We start from the raw sequence: 20,442 nt of genomic DNA on the forward strand, positions 1-20,442 counted from the left end.
CGCGACTCTACGGAGACGCCACGTCCCCGGCAGCGGGGAGTTGCCTGCCTACCCCAGCTTCGGCGAGCGCCAGGGCGCCTCGAGGCGCCGGCTCAGCTCGTCGGCGAGCTCGTCGATCGCGATCCGGTCCTGCGCGAGCGAGTCGCGGTCGCGCACCGTGACCGTGCGGTCCTCGAGCGTCTGGTGGTCGACCGTGACGCACCACGGCGTGCCGATCTCGTCCTGGCGGCGGTACCGCTTGCCGATCGAGCCGCCCTCGTCGTACTCGGTCTGCATCCGCTTGCGCAGCGTCGCCACGACCTCGCGGGCGACCTCGGGCTGGCCGTCCTTCTTGACGAGCGGCAGCACGGCCGCCTTCACCGGGGCGAGGCGCGGGTGGAGCTTGAGCACGGTGCGCTGCTCGCCGCCGACCTCCTCCTCGTCGTAGGCGTCGACGAGGAACGCGAGCGTCGCGCGGTCGGCGCCCGCCGCGGGCTCGATCACGTGCGGGACGTAGCGCTCCTTCGTCTGCCCGTCGAAGTACTCGAGCGTCTGACCGCTGAACTCGGCGTGGCGGTTGAGGTCGAAGTCGGTGCGGTTCGCGATCCCCTCGAGCTCCGACCAGCCGATCGGGAAGAGGTACTCGACGTCGGCGGTGCCGCTGGAGTAGTGGCTCAGCTCGTCCGCGTCGTGCTCGCGCAGCATGAGGTGGTCGGGCCGGATGCCCAGCTCCTCGTACCACGTGCGGCGCGCGTCCTTCCAGAACTCGTACCACTGCTGGCCCTCGGCGGGCGGGACGAAGAACTCCATCTCCATCTGCTCGAACTCGCGCGTGCGGAAGATGAAGTTGCCGGGCGTGATCTCGTTGCGGAACGACTTGCCGACCTGCGCGATGCCGAACGGCGGCTTCTTGCGGCTGAACTGCAGGACGTTCTTGAAGTTGATGAAGATGCCCTGCGCGGTCTCGGGGCGCAGGTAGGCGGTCGACCCGCTCTCCTTCACCGGCCCGACCGTCGTCTCGAACATGAGGTTGAAGTCGCGCGCCTCGGTGAGGTCGCACTCCTCGAACTCGCCGGGGTGCTTCGAGGGCTTCTTCGGGCACTGCAGTTCGCCGAGGTGGTCGGCGCGGAAGCGCGCCTTGCACGTGCGGCAGTCGACGAGCGGATCGGTGAAGCCGGCGAGGTGGCCGCTGGCCTCCCAGACGCGAGGGTGCTGGAGGATCGCCGAGTCCAGGGCGACGATGTCGTCGCGGTCCTGGAGCATCGCCCGCCACCACTCGTTCTTGACGTTCGTCTTCAGCAGAACGCCGTAGTGGCCGTAGTCGTAGGTCGAGCCGATCCCGCCGTAGATCTCCGAGCTGGGGAAGATGAAGCCGCGGCGCTTGCAGAGCGCCACGATCTTGTCCATCGTCACGACGTCGTCGGTTGAGGAAGGGCTCATAGGGGAGCGGATCGTAGACTGCCCGCCTGCGATGCCCATCTACGAGTACCGCCGCCAGGACGGCACCACGTTCGAGGTCATGCAGAAGATGAGCGACGATCCGCTCACCACGGACCCCGAGACCGGGGAGCCGGTCGAGCGCGTGTTCGCTCCCGTGGCCATCCACTTCAAGGGCTCGGGCTTCCACAACACCGACTACGGGACGCGCAAGCGCAACCGTGAGAAGGCGGCCGAGAAGAGCTCCTCCTCGAGCGACTCGTCGTCGTCCTCGTCCTCGTCTTCGAGCTCGTCGTCCGACTCGAGCTCGTCGTCATCCTCGTCGAGCTCCAAGTCCTCGGACTGAGAAGCGCGACGGGGCGGCCGGCTCTCCCAAGCCGCCGCCCCGATCGCCTGTCCCTGCCCGTCTCGTGCGGGTGAAGCTCTGCCGCCTGGAACGGGGCGAGCTCGGAGAACTTGCGGCTAGTCGAGGAAGCGCTCGACGGCGGCGCGGCGGAGCTCGTCCGGGACCTCGCCGCTGGGCGTGCCGAGCACGTGCGTCTCGGGCGTGCCGCCGGCGGCGAGCCAGCCGAACACCGTGCTCAGCGTCGGGCCGCTCATGTCGGTCTTGAAGGTGCGCGGGGTCTGCCACGCGATCCACGGCAGCCGGATGAAGCCGTTGGGCGAGAGGACGCGGCTGCGCATCGCGGCGAGGATCCGCTGCTGGCGCCTGGCGCGCGTCAGGTCGTTCTCGGACTTGTTGCAGTCGTTCTTGCGGATCCGGGCGAGCGCGAGCGCCTGCTTGCCGTTGAGGTGCTTCTTCTTGCCGGCGGGGATGCGGATCGTCACGCCGCCGTTCTTGTAGCCGCCGTTGACCTTGGCCACGACGCAGCCGCCCTTGTAGTCGATGCCGCCCATCGCGTCGATGAGGTCGGGGAAGTCGCTGAAGCTGACCTCGATGACGTGGTTGATCGGCACGTCGAGGTAGCGGGAGATCGTCGTGATCGCGAGCGGCGCGCCGCCGTACGCGTAGGCCGCGTTGATCTTGCTGCGGCCGGAGCCGGGGATGTCGACGAGCGTGTCGCGGGCGATGCTCAGGCGGCTGTTGTGGCCGGCGCCGACGCGGATGAGGAGGATCGAGTCGCTGCGGCTGGGGCCGGACGTGCTCGCTCCCGCCTCCTTCGAGCCCTTCGGCCGCTGGTCGGAGCCGAGCACGAGGATGTTCGTCGGCTTGCCGAACGGGAGGCCGCCGCCGGCCAGCGCGGCGTTCGTCTCGTCGGAGACCTTGCCCTGCTGGATCTGGGCGCTGACGAGGAACAGGACGAGGCTGAGGACGAGCCAGCCGAGCGCCGCGAGCACGAGCCACTTGACGACGCGGCCGATCGTGATCGGCTTGCGGGGCGCTCCGGGGCCTCGTCGCCGGCCGGGGAGCGGGGGCAGCTTGGGCAGCCGGCGGCCGCTGCCGCCGTCGCCGCGGGAGACGTCGCTCCAGCCGTCCCCGTGGTGGGGGCCCGCCCCGTCCACGGGCGCAGCGCCGCTCTCCCGCCAGTCCTTCGGCTTGCGGCCGAGGAGCTTGGGGCGAGCGCGGTACTTGGTGTACTTCGGGGGCTCCGAGCCGCTCATGCGAAGCGGTCTACTATGCCAACGCCATGGCCGCCGACTGCGTGATCGGGGTCGACCTGGGCGGCACCAAGCTGCTCGCCGGCGTCGTCGACCCGACCCTGGCGGTGCACCACCGCGCCCAGCGTTCCTCTCGCGGCCGGGACGCCTCGGACGTGCTCGCGACGGTCGAATCGGCCGTCCTGGAGGCGCGTGAGGCGGCGGGCGGCGAGGTGCTCGGCGTCGGGTTCGGGATCCCGTCCGTCGTCGACCAGAGGACGGGCGTCGCGCTGAGCACCGTGCACCTCCCGTTGCGGGACGTGCCGTTCCGCGACCTCATGTCCGAGCGGCTCGGCCTACCGGTGTGGATCGACAACGACGCGAACGTGTCGCTGCTCGCCGAGGCGCGGTTCGGTGCGGCGCGCGGCGCGTCGCATGCGCTGATGCTGACCCTGGGAACCGGGATCGGCGGCGCGGTGCTGGTGGACGGCAAGATCGTCCACGGCGCGCGCGGCGGGGCGGGCGAGCTCGGCCACATGACCGTCGACATCGACGGCCCCGTCTGCCCGTGCGGGAACGTCGGGTGCCTCGAGGTGCTCGCGTCCGGGACGGCCGTGGGCCGCGAGGGCGAGCGCGTCGCGCGCGCGGCGCCGGGATCGGCCTTGGCGCGCGCGGCTGCCGCGGGCCGGCCGATCACCGGGATGCTCGTCACCGAGCTCGCCCACGACGGCGACGCCGCCGCCCGCGACGTCCTCGCGCTGATCGGGATGCGCCTCGGCGTCGGCATCACCGGCCTCGTCAACGCGCTGAACCCCGAGGTCGTCGTGATCGGCGGCGGGGTCATCGCCGGCGGCGACCTCCTGCTGGAGCCGGCCCGGTCCGTCGTCCGCGAACGAGCGCTGCGCCCCGGCGGCACCGAGGTCCGCATCGAGGCGTCGCGCTTCGGAGCCGAGTCCGGGATGCTCGGCGCCGCCGTCATGGCCCTGGACGGCCTCGCCGGCCGCGGCTCCAGCGCCGCTGCCGCATGAGCCCCGTCACGACCACTCCTCTCCGCGCCGCCCCCACCGCGTGTCTCCACCAGTGAGCGGCCGGCTCGTCGTCTGCCCGACGCCGATCGGGAACCTCGAGGACGTCACGCTGCGAGTCCTCGCGGCGCTGCGGTCCGCGGACGTCGTGGCGTGCGAGGACACGCGGCGGACTCGCGTGCTGCTCGATCGGTACGGGGTGTCGGCGACGCTGGTCTCGTACCACGAGCACAACGAGCGCGCGCGGGCGTCGGAGCTCGTCACGCGGATGGCCGAGGGCGCGGTCGTCGCGCTCGTGTCCGACGCCGGGATGCCGCTCGTCAGCGATCCCGGCTACGTCCTCGTCACGGCCGCGATCGCCGCCGGCCTCGCGGTCGAGGTCCTGCCGGGGCCGTCCGCCGCGCTCACCGCGCTCGTCGCGTCCGGCCTCGCGACCGACGCGTGGCGGTTCGTCGGGTTCCTCCCGCGCAAGAAGGGCGAGCTCGCGTCGCTCTTCACGACCGCCGCCGAGACGCTCGTCGCCTTCGAGTCGCCGCGCCGCCTCGCCGCGTCGCTCGAGGTCCTCGCCGGCGTCGACCCGTCGCGAGCGGTCGCCGTCTGCCGCGAGCTCACGAAGGTCCACGAGGAGATCGTGCGCGGCGACGCGGCGTCGCTCGCCGAACGCTTCTCGTCCGACGAGCCGCGCGGAGAGATCGTCGTGGTCATCGCGCCGGCGGCCGAGGGCTCCGCCGACGAGTCCGCCGCCGTCGACGCCGTTCGCCGCCTCGTCGAAGCCGGAGCCCGCGCCCGCCCCGCCGCCCAGGTAGTCGCCGACCTCACCGGCGTCCCCGCCAACACCCTCTACCGAGCCCTCACCACCCGCGACTGAAGCCTCCGAGGTGCCTGGCACCGCGGTGCCAGGCACCGAGGTGCCTGGCACCGAGGGGGGAGACGAGCGTTGCGGAAGTGCGACGGGATGTTCCGTCTTCGTGACGAGGTCGTTGCGAGATGCGCGACGGCCGGCCCGACGCTGCTTCGCGCGGTGATGGTGGAGCGATGTTCGTTCTCGCGGTCGTGCTCCTTGCGCTCCTCGTTCAACTCGGCGCTCCTCCGCCGGTGGTGGCGGAGGGATGGCGGCAGGGCGCCCCTGCGCGGGTGGTGGCGGAGGGATGGCGGCCGCCCGTCGACGGCGTCGTCGTCCGGGAGTTCCGCGTCGCGAAGAGCCCCTTCGCCCGCGGCCAGCATCGCGGTGTCGACTTCTCGGCGAGGCGAGGCGCAAGGGTGCGCGCGGCGTGCGCCGGCAGGGTGCGGTTCGCCGGGCGGGTGCCGAGCCGCGGGCGGGTCGTGAGCGTCGTGTGCGGGCACTTGCTCGCGACGCATCTCGGGCTCGTCGCGACCACCGTGCGGCGAGGGGACGCCGTCCTCGCCGGCAGCGCGCTCGGCGCGGCCGGTGGCGGCACGGTGCAGCTCGGTGCGCGGAGGATCGGTTCGCCGTTCGGCTACGTCGATCCGCTGCGGTTGATGGAGGCGCCAGCCGGGTCGGCTCCGGGGCCCGCGCCGGTGGGCCGGAGAGGTCGTGGGCCGACGACGCGCGGAGGGGTGCGGGCGGCAGCGGAGACGCGCGCGGCGCAGCCCGGAGAGGTCTCCTCGCGCCGCGACGATGTTCGCCCCGTCGAGGGCGGGCGGGAGGTGCCGGCGATCGTGTGGGCGGGCCTCGGACTGCTGCTCTCCGGGCTCTCCGTCGGCGGCCTGGCGAGGCGGCGCGAGGGCCGGCGGCGGCGTGCAGCGGTCGTCGTCAGGCCAGGGCGTACTGGGTGAAGTCGGGGCGGCGGGTGGCTCGCCAGTACTCGCTCGCCGGGCCGGGCCAGTTGTTGGTGACGCGGCCGGTGTCGGTCTTGTACCAGGAGGTGCAGCCCTCGACCCAGACCGACTCGGAGAGGCGGCGCTGGATGTCGGTGTTGAAGCGCTCGAACGCCTCGGGGCGGACGGTGATGGTGGCGGCGCCGCGGCGGCGGACCTCGCGGAGGCACTGGACGACGTACTTCGCCTGGCTCTCCATCATGAAGAGGATCGAGTTGTGGCCGAGGTTGGTGTTCGGGCCGTAGAGGAGGAAGAGGTTCGGCATCCCCGCGACCGTCACGCCGAGGTGCGCGCGGGGGCCGTCGGCCCAGACGTCGTCGAGGGTGCGCTCGCCCGGGCCGACGACGCGCATCGGCGCGACGAGCGCCTGCGTGTCGAACCCGGTCGCCATCACGACCGCGTCGAGCTCGTGCAGCTCGCCATCCCGCGTGCGGATCCCGTTCGGTTCGAACCGGTCGAGGCCGGCCGTGACGAGCGAGACCCCGGGCCGCTGGAGCGCCGGGTAGTAGTCGTCGCTGATCAGCACGCGCTTGCAGCCGATCGCGTACGACGGCGTGAGGCGCGCGCGCAGCTCCGGATCGGGCACCTGCTCCTCGAGGTGCTTGGTCGCCATCCGCGTCAGGACGGTCGCCATGGGCTTCGTCGTGAAGGCCAGCCAGAGGCTCTCGTTGCGCCAGAAGATGAACGACCGGTAGAGCCGCCGCCACGGATCGACGCGGCGGAAGAGCGCGCGCTCGAGGCGCGAGTACGGGCGATCGCCGCGCGGGATGATCCACGGCGGCGTCCGCTGGAAGACGGTCAGCGAGCGGGGCGATCCGCCGCCGCGGACGGCCGGCGACGACCCGTCGCCGGCCGGCACGAGCTCGGGGATGATCTGGATCGCCGACGCGCCGCTGCCGATCACGCCGACGCGCGCGTCGCGGAGGTCCAGGGACGAATCCCAGCGGGCGCTGTGGATCACCGGGCCCGCGAACTCGTCGAGCCCCGGGAAGTCCGGGACGTGGGGCACGCTGAGCTGGCCGCACGCGGCGATGACGAAGCGAGCTTCGACGACGTCGTGCGACGCGGTCGTCAGCCGCCAGCGCGAGGCGTCCTCGTCCCACGACGCCTCCGCGATCTCCGTGCCCGTCCGCAGGTGCGGGCGCAGGCCCTGCTCGTCCACGAACCGCTCGAAGTACCGCAGGATCTCGTCCTGCCGCGGGTACCGCCGCGACCAGCCCGGGTTCGGCGCGAACGAGTACGAGTAGAGGTGCGACGGGACGTCGCACGCGGCGCCCGGGTACGTGTTCGCCCGCCACGTCCCGCCGGCGCCCGCGTCGCGCTCGAAGATCGCGAACGAGGAGAACCCCGAGGCCCTCAGCCGGGCGGCCGTGCCGAGCCCGCCGGCTCCGCCGCCGACGATCGCGATGTCGACCCGCTCCGGCACCGCCGGGATCGTAGTCATGCTCGGTAGCCTCAGCTCCGATGGCCTTCTACGTCACCACGCCGATCTTCTACGTGAACGCCGCGCCCCATCTCGGGCACGCGTACACGACCATCGCGGCCGACGTGGTGGCCCGCCACATGCGCCGCCGCGGCGAGGACGTGTTCTTCCTCACGGGCACCGACGAGCACGGCGAGCCGGTCGCCCAGGCGGCCGAGCGCGAGGGCATCTCTCCGAAGGAGCTCGCGGACCGCAACGCCGCGAAGTTCGAGCGCCTGCCGCCCATCCTCGGCGCGAGCAACGACTTCTTCATCCGCACCTCCGACCCGCGCCACGTCGCGAAGGTCCAGGAGGTCCTCTCGCGCGTGAAGGACAACGGCTACGTCTACAAGGGGATGTACGAGGGCTGGTACTGCCCCCGCTGCGCGGACTTCAAGTCGGAGGCCGAGCAGGGCCCGGGCCACACCTGCCTCATCCACGAGATCGAGCTCACGCGCGAGCAGGAGGAGAACTGGTTCTTCCAGCTCAGCGCGTTCCAGGAGCAGCTCGAGGAGCTCCACCGCACCGACTTCGTGCAGCCGACCGCGCGGGCGAACGAGGCGAAGTCGTTCATCGCGCAGGGCCTCACCGACATCTCGCTGACGCGCGGCAAGCTCACGTGGGGCGTGCAGGTCCCGTGGGACCCGGGCCATGTGTTCTACGTCTGGTTCGACGCGCTCCTCAACTACTACACCGCGCTCACCTTCGCGCGCGACGGCGAGGACCTGACCGACCGGTTCTGGGGCGAGCCGACCCAGCACCTGATCGGCAAGGACATCCTCAAGTTCCACACGATCTACTGGCCCGCCGTCCTCATGGCCGCCGGCCTCGACGTGCCGAGCCGCGTGTTCATCCACGGCTTCCTGCTCGGCGCGGACGGGCGCAAGATGTCGAAGTCCCTCGGCAACGTGCTCGACCCGTTCGAGGTCATGGACCGGTTCGGGACCGACGCGCTGCGCTACTACCTCATGCGCGACGTCGCGTTCGGCGAGGACGGCAGCGTGAGCATGGAGGGCGTCGAGCGCCGCTACGAGACCGAGCTCGCCAACGACCTGGGGAACCTGGCCAGCCGCACGCTCGCGATGATCGCGCGCTACCGCGACGGAGCCGTGCCGGACGTCGCCGCCGACCCGGCGGTGGACCTCGACATCGCCGAGCAGGTCGAGGCGCAGATGGACTGCTTCGACGTCGACGGCGCGCTCGAGACGATCTGGGCGGTCGTGCGGCGGCTGAACCAGTACGTCGAGGAGCAGGCGCCGTGGGCGCTCGCGAAGGCGGGCGACGACGGGCAGCTCGACGTCGCGCTCGCGACGCTGGCGCGCGGCGTGCACCTCGTGGCGAACCAGCTCCAGCCGTACATGCCCGAGTCGATGGACAAGCTGCTCGCGGCGCTGCACGTCGAGGAGGAGCGCGTCGCCCGCGTCGAGAAGATCGCGCCGCTCTTCCCGAAGATCGACCGCGACATCGCGGCGTGATCGACAGCCACACGCACCTCGACAGCTGCCGCCCCGACGATGCCGAGCTCGTCGCCGCGGCCGACCGCGAGGGCGTCCGGCGGATGCTCACCGTGGGCACCGACGGCGCGTCCTGCCGCGCCGCGCTGGCGGCCGCCGAGGCGTTCCCGCAGGTCTACGCCGCGATCGGCCGCCATCCGAACTCGGCGACCGGGTTCGACGACGAGGACCTCGCGGAGCTCAAGGCGCTCGCTGCGCATCCGCGGTGCGTGGCGATCGGCGAGACCGGGCTCGACTTCTACCGCGACAACGCGCCGCCGGCCGACCAGCAGCGCGCGTTCGAGGCGCAGATCGCACTCGCGCGCGAGACCGGCAAGCCGCTCGTCATCCACACGCGCGCCGCGGAGGAGCCGACGCTGCGCACGCTGCGCGATCACGCCGACGGCGTCCGCGTGATCATGCACTGCTTCTCGATGCCCGATCACCTCGACGAGGTGGTCGAGCACGGCTGGTACGTCTCGTTCGCCGGCAACGTGACGTACCCGAGCGCGCAGGACCTCGCCGCGGCGGCCGAGCAGGTCCCGGAGGACAGGCTGCTCGTCGAGACCGACGCGCCGTACCTGACTCCGCAGGCCGTCCGCAAGGAGCGCAACCAGCCGGCGTTCGTGGTCCACACCGCGCGGTTCGTGGCCGAGCGTCGCGGCGTCCCGTACGAGCAGCTGGAGGAGACCGTCGAGCGCAATGCCGCCGAGCTCTTCGGTTGGGGGTGAGACCCCGCCCACGCCGACGCAGCCGAGCCTGCGTCGCCTGCGCGACTTCGGCGTGCGGCCGAAGCGCGATCTCGGTCAGAACTTCCTGATCGACTCGAACATCCTCGGCGTCATCGAGCGTGCCGCGCACCTCGAGGCGGCCGACGTCGTGCTCGAGATCGGCGGCGGCCTCGGCGTGCTCTCCGAGTACCTCGCCGAGCGCTGCGCGCACGTCCACGTCGTCGAGCTCGACCGCTCGCTCGAGCCGGCCCTCCGCGACGCGCTCGACCCGCACCCGAACACGACGCTGCACCTCGGCGACGCGCTCAAGCTCGACCTCCGCGCGCTCGACCCGGCGCCGACGAAGGTCGTCGCCAACCTCCCGTACGGCATCGCGGCCAGCGCGATCCTCAAGACGATCGAGGAGCTCGATCAGGTCACGCTGTGGCTCGCGATGGTGCAGAAGGAAGTGGGGGAGCGCTTCGCCGCGCAGCCCGGTTCGGGGTCGTACGGCGTCCCGTCCGTGCTCGCCCAGCTCGCGTGCACCGTGAAGGTCGTGCGCAACGTGCCGCGCACCGTGTTCCACCCGGTGCCGAACGTCGACAGCGTCCTCGTCGCGCTCGAGCGGCGCGGGCCGGCGCCGTCGCCGCAGGTGCGCCGGGTCGTGCAAGGCGCGTTCGCGCACCGGCGCAAGGCGCTCGCGCGGTCGCTGGCGCTTGCGGGAGTGGCGAGCCGGGACGAAGGGCGCGTCGCCCTCGCCGCGGTCGGGCTGGCCGACGACGTGCGCGCCGAACGGCTGTCGCCCGACGACTTCCGGCGGCTGGCCGCCGCCTTGGGCGGCGAGGGGGCGGAACGGTGAGGCGGGTCCGGGCGGAGGCGCTTGCGTGATCGAGCACGCGCCCGCGAAGCTGAACCTCTGCCTGCACGTCGGCCCGCTGCGGCCCGACGGGCGCCACGAGCTCGTCAGCGTCATGGAGCCGCTCGCCCTGCACGACACCCTCACCCTCGAGCCCGCGCCGGAGGCGGCCGCGGACGAGGTCGTCTGTCCCGGCGTCGACGGCCCGAACCTCGCGGCCACGGCGCTCGAGCGCTTCCGCGCGGCAACCGGCTGGGACGGCGCGCCGGTGCGGATCACCATCGACAAGCGGATCCCCGTCGCGGCCGGGATGGCCGGCGGGTCGGCCGACGCCGCGGCGGCGCTGCGCCTCGCGCAGCGCGCGAGCGGGCTGGGCGACGACGAGGTGCTGCACGAGATCGCGACGGGGCTGGGGAGCGACGTGCCGAGCCAGGTCCGGCCGCGCCGGGTGCTCGTCCGCGGTGGCGGCGAGCGCCTCGATCCCGCGCCGGTGCCCGGCAGTCCCTATGGCCTGCTCGTGCTGCCGAGCGACGACCAGCTCTCGACGGGCGCGGTCTACGGCCGCTTCGATGACCTGGGCCGCGGGCCGACGGACGCGGAGCTGGAGCGGCACGCCGAGCGGGCCGCCGCGGCGATCGCGGCCGGCGAGCTGCCGCCGCTCGCCAACGACCTCGAGCCGGCCGCGCGATCGCTGTGCCCGTCGATCGACGAGGCGCTCGCCGCGGCCCGCGGCGTCGGAGCGTCGTGGGCGATGGTCTCCGGATCGGGGCCGACGGTCGTCGGGCTGTTCCGGACGCCGGGCGACGCGGAGCGCGCCGCCGGGTACCTCGCCGCCGCCGGCCGCACGCCCGCGCCCATCGCGACCCGGCCGCTCGAGCCGTAGGACGATCGATGCGCCCCGGCCCGCTCGTCTTCGCCGCGCTGATCCTGCTCGTGCTCGTTCTCTGGCGCCGCCGGATCGGCTGGGAGGTGCGGGTCATCGGGCTCGTCGTCGCGACCGGCTTCGCGCTCTACGGCTCGGGCGTCATCCCCAAGCCGGACTTCGAGGGGATCCTGCTCGACGTCGGCGAGGCGCTCGGCTCGTGGACCTACCTGCTCGTCGGGGCGCTGGCGTTCCTCGAGACCGGCGCGTTCATCGGGTTGGTCGCGCCCGGCGAGACCGCGGTCGTGGCCGGCGGCGTCTTCGCGGGGCAGGGCAAGGTCGAGGTCGCGGTGCTGCTGGTGATCGTGTGGATCTGCTGCATCGGCGGCGACAGCGCGTCGTTCTGGCTCGGGCGGCGCCTGGGGCGCGGCTGGATCGTCAAGCATGGGCCGCGCGTGAAGATCACGGAGGAGCGGCTGCGCTACGTCGAGGGGTTCTTCGCGCGGCGCGGCGGCGTGACGATCCTCATCGGCCGGTTCATCGGCCTCGTGCGCGCGATCGCGCCGTTCATCGCGGGCGCGTCGAAGATGCCGTACCGGGTGTTCCTCCCGTACGACATCATCGGCTGCGGGCTGTGGGCCAGCGCGTTCGTGCTGCTCGGGTACTTCTCGTGGCGGAACATCGACCGGGCCGCGAAGATCGCGTCGCAGGGCGGCCTCGCGATCGGCACGACGATCTGCGTCGGCGTGGGCGCGGTGCTGGCGAGCAAGTACCTCCGGACCGCCGAACAGCGCGCCGAAGCGAAGCAGCGGGTGCGTCGGGCGTTTGCTAGATCATGACCTCGTCGTGAGCAACCAAACGATCACGTACGTCGTCGGCGCGGCATGCGGCGTCCTGGCGCTGACCGCGTTCGTCGTCTGGATCCTCATCCCGGCCTGGACGTCGTACAGCAAGTGGTACGAGCGGGTGGGCGCGGCGTTCCTCTCGCTCTACGTGCTGGCGGCGATGGTCGGACTCGGGCTCGTCGGGGGCGCGACGGTCGTCTGGTTCTGGGATCGCTGGACCGGCTGAGGCCGGTTCCGGACTACTCTTCAGGGCTGCGATGTCGACGCCGTCGTCCGAGATGACGGGCGGCCTCGACCTCGCCGCCCTGGACGCGGTCACCGCGGCCGTGGCGGCCGGGACGGGTCTGCCAGAGGTCGTGCGCGCCGCGGCGCGCGCTCTCGACGCGAGCCTCGTCCTCGTCGACCGCGCCGGCCAGGTGCTCGCCGTCGCCGCCCGTTCGCCCGCCGACGAGCGCTCGCTCATGGTCGACGCGCCCGACGTCGAGGTGTGCGAGCTGCGCGTCGCCGATCGCGTCGTCGGCCAGCTGCGGATGCGCGTGCGCGGGACGGCGGGGCCGGCGATGGTGCGGCTCGTCGCGACGCTCGTCGCCTCGGAGGTCGAGCGCGTCCGCGCGCCGGAGCGCGCCTCCCGGGAGGCCGTCGGCGCCTTCATCGACCACCTGCTGACGCGCGGCTTCGCCGAGCGGTCGGACCTGCTCGCGCGGGCGCAGGAGCTCGGGCTCGACCTCGAGGCGGGCGGCAGCGTCATCGTCGCCCGTGCGCACGCCCACGTCCCGACCGAGGACGGCTGGCGGTCGCGCGTGCTCGCCACGACCGAGCGCGGCGCGCGGGCCGCGGCGCCGGGGGCCATCGCCGGGCTGCGCGAGCGAGCGGAGTCGGTCGCCGCGGAGATCGTCGTGCTGGTGCCGGGCGCCGACGAGGACCTCGCGACGCGCGCCGCCGACGCGATGCTGCGCGAGCTGCGCGCCTCGCTGCCGGGCCACTCGTTCGCCGTCGGCCGCAGCCGGGTCGCGACCGATCCGCTCCTGCTCGACCGAGCCGGCAACGAGGCGCTGCTCGCCGCGAACGTGGCAGAGGGCGACGCCGAGCGGCCCGCGCTCGCCTTCGAGGAGACCGGCGCCTACCGCCTGCTGCTGCCGGCGATGAGCGAGGACCCCGCCGAGCTGCAGCGCTTCTACGCGGAGACCGTCGAGCCGCTCGTCGCCTACGACGAGCAGTACGCCACCGATCTCGTCCAGACCGTCGAGGCGTTCCTCGATGCGGACGGCAACGTGGCCGGGACGGCGGCCAAGCTCTTCACCCACCGCCACACGATCCGGTACCGGCTCGAGCGGGTCCGGGAGCTGTCCGGACTCGACGTGGGCTCGACCGACGGGCGTGAGAAGCTGAGCCTCGGGCTGAAGGCGATGCGGGTGCTCGGCATCGCCGCTCCGGGCTCGCCGGCGGGCGAGGGCGGCCCCTCGCGGGCCGTCCGGCGCGAGCGCTGACACCCCCCGACCGGGGGGTCCTCAAGTGCTGCCGACGCGCCAAGTTGGCGGATTAGCACCATTCGTTGACACACCACGACGGAGAAACCGGTTCCCGGCGTGTAGGCAACGCCCACCGGATCTTCAAAGCGGTGGACGGAATGCCGATGGAGCGGTTGTGAAGGCGCTGTCCCCCCACCGTTCGATCCGCGTCCGCCCCGTCGCGTACGCCGCGGCCGGCCTGACCTCCGCCATGGTCCTCATCGGCGGGTCGCTCGCCGCGCTCGACCGCGAGGTTCTCAGCAACGACCAGTGGCACCGCTTGGGCCGCGGCGACGAGAAGCCGCTCGTGCTCTCCGAGACCTCGCGCGCCGCGACCGAGATCGCTTCCCGCCGCCAGCCGATCGCCGTCCACACCGGCGGCACGCTGGCGCCCGCCTACCCGGACCGCCTCGTCGTCCGCAGCTCCGACCTCCTCGGGAACGGCCGCGCCGGGCGCGCCACCGTCAGCCGCGGCACGGCCGCGCAGATCGAGATGGCCATCGGCGAGGCGAAGGTCCGCCGCCACGCGCAGTCGGTCGGCGGCCAGGTCTCCAACGTCGACACCGACGGCGACGGTCTGAGCGATCGCATCGAGCGCAAGCTCGGCACCGACCCGACCTCCTCGGACTCCGACGGCGACGGGATGCCCGACACGTGGGAGCTCAACCACAAGCTCGATCCGGCCAGCGGCGCCGACGGCGCGACCGACAGCGACGGCGACGGGCTGCTCAACCGCACGGAGTACATGGTGCGGTCGAACCCGCAGCTCATCGACACCGACGCGAACGGCCAGGCCGACGGCGACGACGACACGGACGGCGACGGCCTCACGAACGTCGTCGAGCAGAGCCTGCCGAAGAACGACCCGACGAAGGCCGACACGAACCGCGACGGGATCTCGGACGGGTCGGACGACGACGACGGCGACGGCGTGCCGAACACGCAGGAGCTTGCCACCGGGACCAACCCGGGCGTGGCGGATCAGCCTCCGGTCACGGAGCCCGAGCCGGCGCCCCACCCCGAGCCGACCCCCGATCCGCAGCCCGAGCCCGAGCCGACGCCGGTCGAGCCGGCGCCCGTCGAGCCGGCGCCGGAGCCGGCCCCGGTGCCCGAGCCCGCGCCGGTCGAGACCGCGCCGGCGGAGCACACCGCTCCGCCCGCGGACGCCGGCACGCCGGCCGAGCCTGCGGCGCCCGTTGCGGACGTCGCGACGGCCACGGGCGGCACGCCCGCTCCGTAGCATCCGGTGGCCTCATGGCCACCGTCGGCGTCATCACAGGGTCGGGCACGTACGCGCTGCCCGGCTTCGAGGGCTCGCAGCGGACGGTGCCGACGCGGTACGGCGACGTCATCGCGAGCGTCGGCTCGTTCGCGGGGACGGACGTGGTCCACATCTCGCGCCATCTGGAGGGCCACGTCCGGCTCTCCAACCACGTCAACCACCGCGCGAACGTCGTCGCCCTGCGCGAGCTGGGCGTCGATGCGGTGCTTGGCGTGACCGTCTGCGGGGCGTGCGATCCGTCGGTGGAGCTGGGGACGCTGATCGTGTTCGACGACCTGCACTTCCTCGTCAACCGGCTCGCCGACGGGGCGATCTGCACGCTGTACGACACGCCCGGCGAGGCGGGGCGCGGGCACTGGATCTACGAGGGCCCGTTCGCTCCCGCGCTGCGCGGCGCGTTGCTGGAGGCGTGCGCGGCCGCGGGCGTGACGGCGCGCGACGGTGGTTGCTACGGCCACGTCGACGGGCCGCGGTTCAACACGAGGGCCGAGATCCGGTCGCTGTCGTCGGTCGGCGTCACCGCGGTGTCGCAGACCGCCGGGCCGGAGACGGTGCTCTGCGGCGAGGCCGAGCTGCCCTACGCGCTCGTCGGCTACGCGACCGACTACGCGAACGGCGTGATGGACGAGCCGACGCCGGTCGAGGAGCTCGTCCGGCTCATCGCTGCGTCGGGCCCGACGTTCGCGTCCGTCCTGGAGGCCGCCGTGCCGCGCGCGGCGGCCGCCGACCTCGCGCCAGTTGGGACGCACTTCCGCTTTGACTGACCGGCCCGCCGCGATCGTCGTCGCCGAGGCGCCGCGGCCGGGGGCCTGCAAGACGCGGCTGGAGCCGTTGCTCGGCCCGGAGGGCTGCGCCGCGCTGCAGGCCGCGCTGATCCGGCGCGCCGTCGCGTGGGCGGAGGACGTGGGGGATGCGTACGTCGCGTACGCGCCGGCCGACGCCGTCGACGAGTTCGCGTCGCTGGCGCCGCGCGCGACGCTCGTCGAGCAGGTCGGCGGCGACGTCGGCACGCGACTGGCCGCCGCGACGGAGTTGGTGCTCGAGCAGCACGGCGGCCCGGTCGTGGTCGTCGGCGTAGACACGCCCCAGCTGGACGCCCGCCACGCGACCGCCGCCCTCGACGACCTCCGCGACGGCATCGACGTCACCGTCGGGCCGGCGAACCACGGCGGCTACTACCTCATCGGCCTCCGCGAGCCGCACCCCGAGGTCTTCGCGCTGCCGGCCGAGCAGTGGGGAGGCCCCGAGACCCTCTCGCTCACGCTCGGCGCCATCCACGAGGCCGGCCTCACCGTCGGCATGCTCCGCTCCGAACGCCTCCTCGAAGAGCCGCAGGATGCCGCCGCCCTCCTCGCCGACCCCGTCGCGCCCGAGGAGATCAGGGCGCTCCTCCGCGCCGCCTGAGAAGAGCCACCGCCGCCCCGCGTCTCGCGGCGCGGCCGGACGTCAGATGATCACTTGGTCGACGTAGCACCACCGCCAGTCCTCGCCCGGCTCGAACGACTGGACGATGGGGTGGCCGGACTCGGCGGCGTGCTTGGAGGCGTGTCGGTTCGGCGAGGAGTCGCAGCAGCCGACGTGCCCGCACTCGAGGCACAGCCGCAGATGGACCCAGCGCCCGCCGATGCGCAGGCAGTCCTCGCACCCCTCACGGGTGCTCGGCTCGACGTCCTTGATGTGGTCGCGGTGCGTGCACGACATGAGCCGAAGGCTACGCCCGCACTCAAGCCGCCTCCCGCTCGTACTGCCGCACCCACTTCCGGATCGCGTTGTCCGACACCCCGTACTTCCGCCCGGTCCCCGACCACCCCAGCGTCGCGACGTCCGCGAGCAGCACCTCCAACCCCGGCCGCTCCACCTTCCTCGTCTCGGGCCTCGGACCCGGCAGGGTCGGAGCGTGGACGCCGCACCCGCGAGAGCAGTAGCGGTGACTGCGGTACTTCGGCCGGAACACCGCGCCGCAGTGCGCGCAGGCCCGCTCGACCGGGATCGTCCGGCCGTTCCGGCCGCAGTGCGTCTCAAGCGTCGCGTTGCAGTTGGGGCAGACGATGCGGAGGTTCTCCAGGCGGTTGTCGTCGTTGACCCCGTTGATGTGGTCGAGGATGAGCGCCATCCGACGGCCGCGCCACTCCTCGCCCTGTCCGCAGAGCTCGCACCCCGGCTGCTTGAGCCCGGCCTCGTAGAGGCGCTCCTTGAGGCTCGCCGTCTTGACACGCCGGCCCTCAACGAGGAGCTCGGTCAACGGCGTCCGCCCGGCCGCAGCGGCGCGTGCGAGCCCCGCCAACGAGGCGCGACGAGGATCGAAGTGGTCGGTCGGGATCTCCCAGATCTCGACCCACTTCCGCAGCACCTTCCACCCGCCGCCGGTCGGGCACATCCCGAGTCGCCGGAGGCTCTCCGCCCAGCTGAGCGATGCAGCGATCGCCTGGCGTGCCTGGTCTTCCGTGTACCGTGGCGCCACGAACGTATGTTCGCACGCGGTTCGGACAGCGAGAGGTCACTGGGGAGCCCGGATTCGAACCGGGACTGCACGCTTCCAAAGAGCGGCGGGCTGCCGTTACCCCACTCCCCAATCGTTCCGAAGACTAGGGCGGGCCGGGCGTCGTCCTACGATCACGGGCCATGCCTCGCCTCACCGCCGTGATCATGGCCGCCGGGCAGGGCACCCGGATGCGGTCGAAGACGCCGAAGGTGCTCCATGACCTGTGCGGCTGGCCGCTCGTGCGGTGGCCCGTGGAGGCGGCGAAGGCTGCCGGGGCCGACACGGTGGTCGTGGTGGGCGGCCCGGACCGGGCCGTGGAGGGGCATCTGCCGGAGGACGTCGTGATCGCCGTGCAGCACGAGGCGAAGGGCACCGGCGACGCGGTGCGCAGCGCCGCCGAGCACATCGGCGAGGACGACACCGTGGTCGTGCTCAGCGGGGACGTGCCGCTCATCACCGCCGACGCGATCCGCCGGCTGGCGGAGGCTCACCGGGCGAGCGGCGCGGCGGCGACCATGGCGACGATGGTGCTCGACGACCCGTCGGGCTACGGGCGCGTCGTCCGCGACCACGCCACGCAGGACGTCGTGAAGGTCGTCGAGACGAAGAAGCCCGGCGACGCGACCGACGAGGAGCTCGCGATCCGCGAGGTCAACACCGGCGTCTACGCGTTCACGGGCGGCCTGCTGCTCGAGGCCCTCAAGCAGATCCGCAACGACAACGCCCAGGGCGAGTACTACCTCCCCGACGCGCTCCAGGTCCTGCGCGACCAAGGCCACCGCACGGCGGCGCACGTCGTCGACGACCCGAACCTGACGCTCGGCATCAACGACCGCGTCGACCTCGCGGACGTCCGCCGGCTCGCCCAGCGCCGCATCGTCGACGACCACCAGCGCGCGGGCGTGACCATCGTCGACCCGGCGAGCGTCCAGATCGACGCCGACGTCGTCCTCGGCCGCGACACGACGGTCGAGCCGTTCACGATCCTCAAGGGCATCACCCACGCCGGCGAGGACTGCCGCATCGGCCCGCACGCGACGCTGACCGACACGACGCTCGGCGACGGCGTGACCGTGTTCCACGCCTACCTCATCGACTCCACGCTCCACGACGGCGTCCGCGTCGGCCCGTACGTGCACCTCCGGGGGAACACGGTCATGCGCGAGAACGCCCGCGCCGGGACCTTCGTGGAGATGAAGAACTCCGACATCGGCGAGGGCACGAAGGTGCCGCACCTGAGCTACCTCGGCGACGCCGACGTCGGCGCGAACACGAACATCGCGGCGGCGAACGTGACCGCCAACTACGACGGCCGCAACAAGCACCGGACGACGATCGGCGAGGGCGTCAAGACGGGCGTCGACACGACGTTCGTGGCACCCGTGACGGTCGGCGACAACGCCGTGATCGCCGCCGGATCGGTCATCACGGACGACGTCCCGGAGGACGCGTTGGGGGTTGCCCGGGCGCGCCAGCGCAACGTCGAGGGATACGCCCGGCGGACGGGCTAGAGTGACCGGACGTGAGCGCCGTCGACGCCGACGCCCGGGCCGCGACAAGCCTGGACATCCAGTACGACAAGCGGCTGATGCTGTTCGGGGGTCGCGCACACCCCGAGCTGGCCGCGAAGATCGCCGACAAGCTCGGCATCGCCCCCGGCCCCGTCACGCTGAAGACCTTCTCGAACGGCGAGGTCTACTGCCGGTTCGACGAGTCGATCCGCGGCGCGGACGTCTTCATCGTGCAGCCGACGTGCGGCAACCCGCACACGGGCGTCTCCGCGAACGACTCGCTCATGGAGCTCATGCTCATGATCGACGCGGCCGTCGGCGCCTCCGCGCACCGCGTCATCGCCGTCACCCCGTGGTACGGCTACTCGCGTCAGGACAAGAAGTCCACGGGGCGCGAGCCGATCAGCTCCCGCGCCGTCGCCCGCATGCTCGAGGCCGTGGGCTGCGACCGCGTCCTCACGATGGACCTCCACGCCGGCCAGCTGCAGGGCTTCTTCCAGGTCCCGGTCGACCACATGACCGCGCTGCGGATGCTGAGCGACTACTTCCGCGACCTGAACCTGCCGGACCTCGTCGTGGTCGCGCCGGACGTCGGCCGCGCGAAGCTCGCCGAGAAGTTCCGCGAGAAGCTCGGCGCGGACCTCGCGATCCTCACGAAGGAGCGCCCGGCCCACCAGGTCGCCGAGATCGGCTACATCATCGGCGACGTCAAGGACAAGACGGCGCTGCTGCTCGACGACATGATCGACACGGCGGGAACGCTGACCGCCGCGGCCGAGACCGTCCTCGACTCCGGCGCGCGCAGCGTCTACGCCGCCGCCACGCACCCCGTGCTCAGCGGCCGCGCGTTCGAGAACCTCGCCAAGGTGCCGTTCGAGGAGATCGTCGTCACCGACACGATCCCGCTGCGCGAGGGTGCGCCGTCCAACATCCGCGTGCTGTCGTGCGCGGACCTCCTCACCGACTCGATCCGCCGGATCTTCACCGACGACTCGGTGAGCGAGGTCTTCGGCGGCGAGAACCAGCTCTTCTAGCGCCGGGCGACGCCCAGCATCCACACCGCGAGCAGCGCGGGCTCGGAGCCCGGGTTGCGCCAGCGGTGCCGCGTCCCGTTCTGCACCACGACGTCGCCGGGACCCAGGCGCCTCTCGGCGCCGTCGTCGAGCTCCAGCACGAGCTCGCCGCGCAACACGATCTCGAGGTCGACCGTGTCGGTCGTGTGCATGCCCGGCTCGTCGGCCTCCATGTGCGCGAGCATCTCCGGCAGCACCCGCTCGATCTCCGCCTCGCCCTCGGCGGGATCGAGGTCCGCGGGCGGCTCGGCGCCCTCCGGCGGGATCGTCGAGAAGCTGAACCGCAGCCCGCCGACGGGTGGGAAGTACGACGACCACGCGGGCTGCGCGCCGTCGTCGGGCAACGTGGGCGGTACGTCCGCGCCCCACAGCTGGAAGAACTCCCAGCCGGGCAGCGCCCGCAGCGTGTCCGGCGCGACCTCGTCGTCGGCGGCGAAGACAGAGCGACCCGTCGCGTCGTGGCCGGTGACCACGCGCCGGACCCGCTGCGGTGCGTCCAC

General features: G+C 72.7%; 22 protein-coding genes and 1 tRNA gene. 16 read left to right on the forward strand and 7 right to left on the reverse strand.

Going from position 1 to position 20,442, the window contains the following annotated elements:
• Positions 1 to 48: 48 nt before the first annotated feature.
• Positions 49 to 1,419, reverse strand: coding sequence for a glycine--tRNA ligase (locus tag AC1UE4_RS17540; protein ID WP_482918599.1), 1,371 nt, complete (start codon positions 1,417 to 1,419; stop codon positions 49 to 51).
• Between the two features lie 31 nt (positions 1,420 to 1,450).
• Between AC1UE4_RS17540 and AC1UE4_RS17545 the strand changes: the two genes are divergently transcribed.
• Positions 1,451 to 1,762, forward strand: a complete 312-nt coding sequence (locus AC1UE4_RS17545; protein ID WP_482918600.1) for an FmdB family zinc ribbon protein — start codon at positions 1,451 to 1,453, stop codon at positions 1,760 to 1,762.
• A 116-nt stretch (positions 1,763 to 1,878) separates the two neighbouring features.
• Here the strand turns inward: AC1UE4_RS17545 and AC1UE4_RS17550 are convergent, their stop codons facing one another.
• Complete coding sequence (locus tag AC1UE4_RS17550; protein WP_482918601.1) at positions 1,879 to 3,018, reverse strand: LCP family protein; 1,140 nt, start codon at positions 3,016 to 3,018, stop codon at positions 1,879 to 1,881.
• Between the two features lie 26 nt (positions 3,019 to 3,044).
• Between AC1UE4_RS17550 and AC1UE4_RS17555 the strand changes: the two genes are divergently transcribed.
• From AC1UE4_RS17555 to AC1UE4_RS17565, 3 genes are all read left to right on the forward strand, one after another.
• A complete protein-coding gene (locus AC1UE4_RS17555; protein ID WP_482918602.1) occupies positions 3,045 to 4,022 on the forward strand; it encodes an ROK family protein in 978 nt (325 codons plus the stop codon).
• Between the two features lie 52 nt (positions 4,023 to 4,074).
• Positions 4,075 to 4,887 (forward strand): 16S rRNA (cytidine(1402)-2'-O)-methyltransferase, encoded by an 813-nt coding sequence (gene rsmI / locus AC1UE4_RS17560; RefSeq protein WP_482918603.1) that lies wholly within the window; start codon positions 4,075 to 4,077, stop codon positions 4,885 to 4,887.
• 167 nt (positions 4,888 to 5,054) lie between these two features.
• Complete coding sequence (locus tag AC1UE4_RS17565; RefSeq protein ID WP_482918604.1) at positions 5,055 to 5,816, forward strand: peptidoglycan DD-metalloendopeptidase family protein; 762 nt, start codon at positions 5,055 to 5,057, stop codon at positions 5,814 to 5,816.
• Here AC1UE4_RS17565 and AC1UE4_RS17570 read toward each other — a convergent pair.
• A complete protein-coding gene (locus AC1UE4_RS17570) occupies positions 5,794 to 7,302 on the reverse strand; it encodes a flavin-containing monooxygenase (RefSeq protein WP_482918605.1) in 1,509 nt (502 codons plus the stop codon). The two genes, AC1UE4_RS17565 and AC1UE4_RS17570, sit on opposite strands and share 23 nt — an antisense overlap.
• A gap of 20 nt (positions 7,303 to 7,322) precedes the next feature.
• Here AC1UE4_RS17570 and AC1UE4_RS17575 point away from each other — a divergent pair, with 20 nt between their 5' ends.
• The 10 genes from AC1UE4_RS17575 to AC1UE4_RS17620 all read left to right on the forward strand — a co-directional run bounded on the left by AC1UE4_RS17575 (position 7,323) and on the right by AC1UE4_RS17620 (position 16,280).
• Positions 7,323 to 8,795: a class I tRNA ligase family protein gene (locus AC1UE4_RS17575; protein ID WP_482918606.1), complete on the forward strand. Its 1,473-nt coding sequence runs from the start codon at positions 7,323 to 7,325 to the stop codon at positions 8,793 to 8,795.
• Positions 8,792 to 9,544, forward strand: coding sequence for a TatD family hydrolase (locus tag AC1UE4_RS17580; protein ID WP_482918607.1), 753 nt, complete (start codon positions 8,792 to 8,794; stop codon positions 9,542 to 9,544). Before AC1UE4_RS17575 ends, AC1UE4_RS17580 begins: the two co-directional genes overlap by 4 nt.
• The gene (gene rsmA, locus AC1UE4_RS17585; protein ID WP_482918608.1) at positions 9,516 to 10,382 is read left to right on the forward strand and encodes a 16S rRNA (adenine(1518)-N(6)/adenine(1519)-N(6))-dimethyltransferase RsmA; all 867 of its coding nucleotides are present in this window, start codon (positions 9,516 to 9,518) and stop codon (positions 10,380 to 10,382) included. The genes AC1UE4_RS17580 and rsmA overlap by 29 nt, the downstream gene beginning before the upstream one ends.
• Before the next feature lie 25 nt (positions 10,383 to 10,407).
• Entirely contained in the window at positions 10,408 to 11,262 is an 855-nt protein-coding gene (locus tag AC1UE4_RS17590) for a 4-(cytidine 5'-diphospho)-2-C-methyl-D-erythritol kinase (protein WP_482918609.1), read from the forward strand.
• Between the two features lie 8 nt (positions 11,263 to 11,270).
• The gene (locus AC1UE4_RS17595; RefSeq protein WP_482918610.1) at positions 11,271 to 12,080 is read left to right on the forward strand and encodes a DedA family protein; all 810 of its coding nucleotides are present in this window, start codon (positions 11,271 to 11,273) and stop codon (positions 12,078 to 12,080) included.
• Between the two features lie 7 nt (positions 12,081 to 12,087).
• Positions 12,088 to 12,312: a hypothetical protein gene (locus AC1UE4_RS17600; protein ID WP_482918611.1), complete on the forward strand. Its 225-nt coding sequence runs from the start codon at positions 12,088 to 12,090 to the stop codon at positions 12,310 to 12,312.
• 31 nt (positions 12,313 to 12,343) lie between these two features.
• Entirely contained in the window at positions 12,344 to 13,573 is a 1,230-nt protein-coding gene (locus tag AC1UE4_RS17605; RefSeq protein ID WP_482918612.1) for a PucR family transcriptional regulator, read from the forward strand.
• A 157-nt stretch (positions 13,574 to 13,730) separates the two neighbouring features.
• Positions 13,731 to 14,834 carry a hypothetical protein gene (locus tag AC1UE4_RS17610; RefSeq protein ID WP_482918613.1) on the forward strand — a complete coding sequence of 368 codons (1,104 nt, stop codon included), beginning with the start codon at positions 13,731 to 13,733 and terminating at the stop codon, positions 14,832 to 14,834.
• A gap of 14 nt (positions 14,835 to 14,848) precedes the next feature.
• Positions 14,849 to 15,640 carry an MTAP family purine nucleoside phosphorylase gene (locus AC1UE4_RS17615; protein ID WP_482918614.1) on the forward strand — a complete coding sequence of 264 codons (792 nt, stop codon included), beginning with the start codon at positions 14,849 to 14,851 and terminating at the stop codon, positions 15,638 to 15,640.
• Complete coding sequence (locus tag AC1UE4_RS17620) at positions 15,633 to 16,280, forward strand: TIGR04282 family arsenosugar biosynthesis glycosyltransferase (protein ID WP_482918615.1); 648 nt, start codon at positions 15,633 to 15,635, stop codon at positions 16,278 to 16,280. The genes AC1UE4_RS17615 and AC1UE4_RS17620 overlap by 8 nt, the downstream gene beginning before the upstream one ends.
• Before the next feature lie 42 nt (positions 16,281 to 16,322).
• Here the strand turns inward: AC1UE4_RS17620 and AC1UE4_RS17625 are convergent, their stop codons facing one another.
• From AC1UE4_RS17625 to AC1UE4_RS17635, 3 genes are all read right to left on the reverse strand, one after another.
• Positions 16,323 to 16,577 carry a UBP-type zinc finger domain-containing protein gene (locus AC1UE4_RS17625; protein ID WP_482918616.1) on the reverse strand — a complete coding sequence of 85 codons (255 nt, stop codon included), beginning with the start codon at positions 16,575 to 16,577 and terminating at the stop codon, positions 16,323 to 16,325.
• Between the two features lie 22 nt (positions 16,578 to 16,599).
• The gene (locus AC1UE4_RS17630) at positions 16,600 to 17,337 is read right to left on the reverse strand and encodes an HNH endonuclease signature motif containing protein (protein WP_482918617.1); all 738 of its coding nucleotides are present in this window, start codon (positions 17,335 to 17,337) and stop codon (positions 16,600 to 16,602) included.
• Between the two features lie 39 nt (positions 17,338 to 17,376).
• A tRNA-Gln gene (locus AC1UE4_RS17635) sits at positions 17,377 to 17,448 on the reverse strand.
• A 50-nt stretch (positions 17,449 to 17,498) separates the two neighbouring features.
• On the opposite strand from AC1UE4_RS17635, the gene glmU reads away from it, so the two are divergent.
• Complete coding sequence (gene glmU, locus AC1UE4_RS17640; RefSeq protein ID WP_482918618.1) at positions 17,499 to 18,869, forward strand: bifunctional UDP-N-acetylglucosamine diphosphorylase/glucosamine-1-phosphate N-acetyltransferase GlmU; 1,371 nt, start codon at positions 17,499 to 17,501, stop codon at positions 18,867 to 18,869.
• A 56-nt stretch (positions 18,870 to 18,925) separates the two neighbouring features.
• On the forward strand, positions 18,926 to 19,903 hold the full coding sequence (locus AC1UE4_RS17645) for a ribose-phosphate diphosphokinase (RefSeq protein WP_482919043.1): 978 nt from the start codon (positions 18,926 to 18,928) through the stop codon (positions 19,901 to 19,903).
• Here the strand turns inward: AC1UE4_RS17645 and AC1UE4_RS17650 are convergent.
• Positions 19,900 to 20,442 carry a cupin domain-containing protein gene (locus tag AC1UE4_RS17650; protein ID WP_482918619.1) on the reverse strand — a complete coding sequence of 181 codons (543 nt, stop codon included), beginning with the start codon at positions 20,440 to 20,442 and terminating at the stop codon, positions 19,900 to 19,902. The two genes, AC1UE4_RS17645 and AC1UE4_RS17650, sit on opposite strands and share 4 nt — an antisense overlap.

The sequence above is a fragment of the Parviterribacter kavangonensis genome (assembly GCF_056863335.1).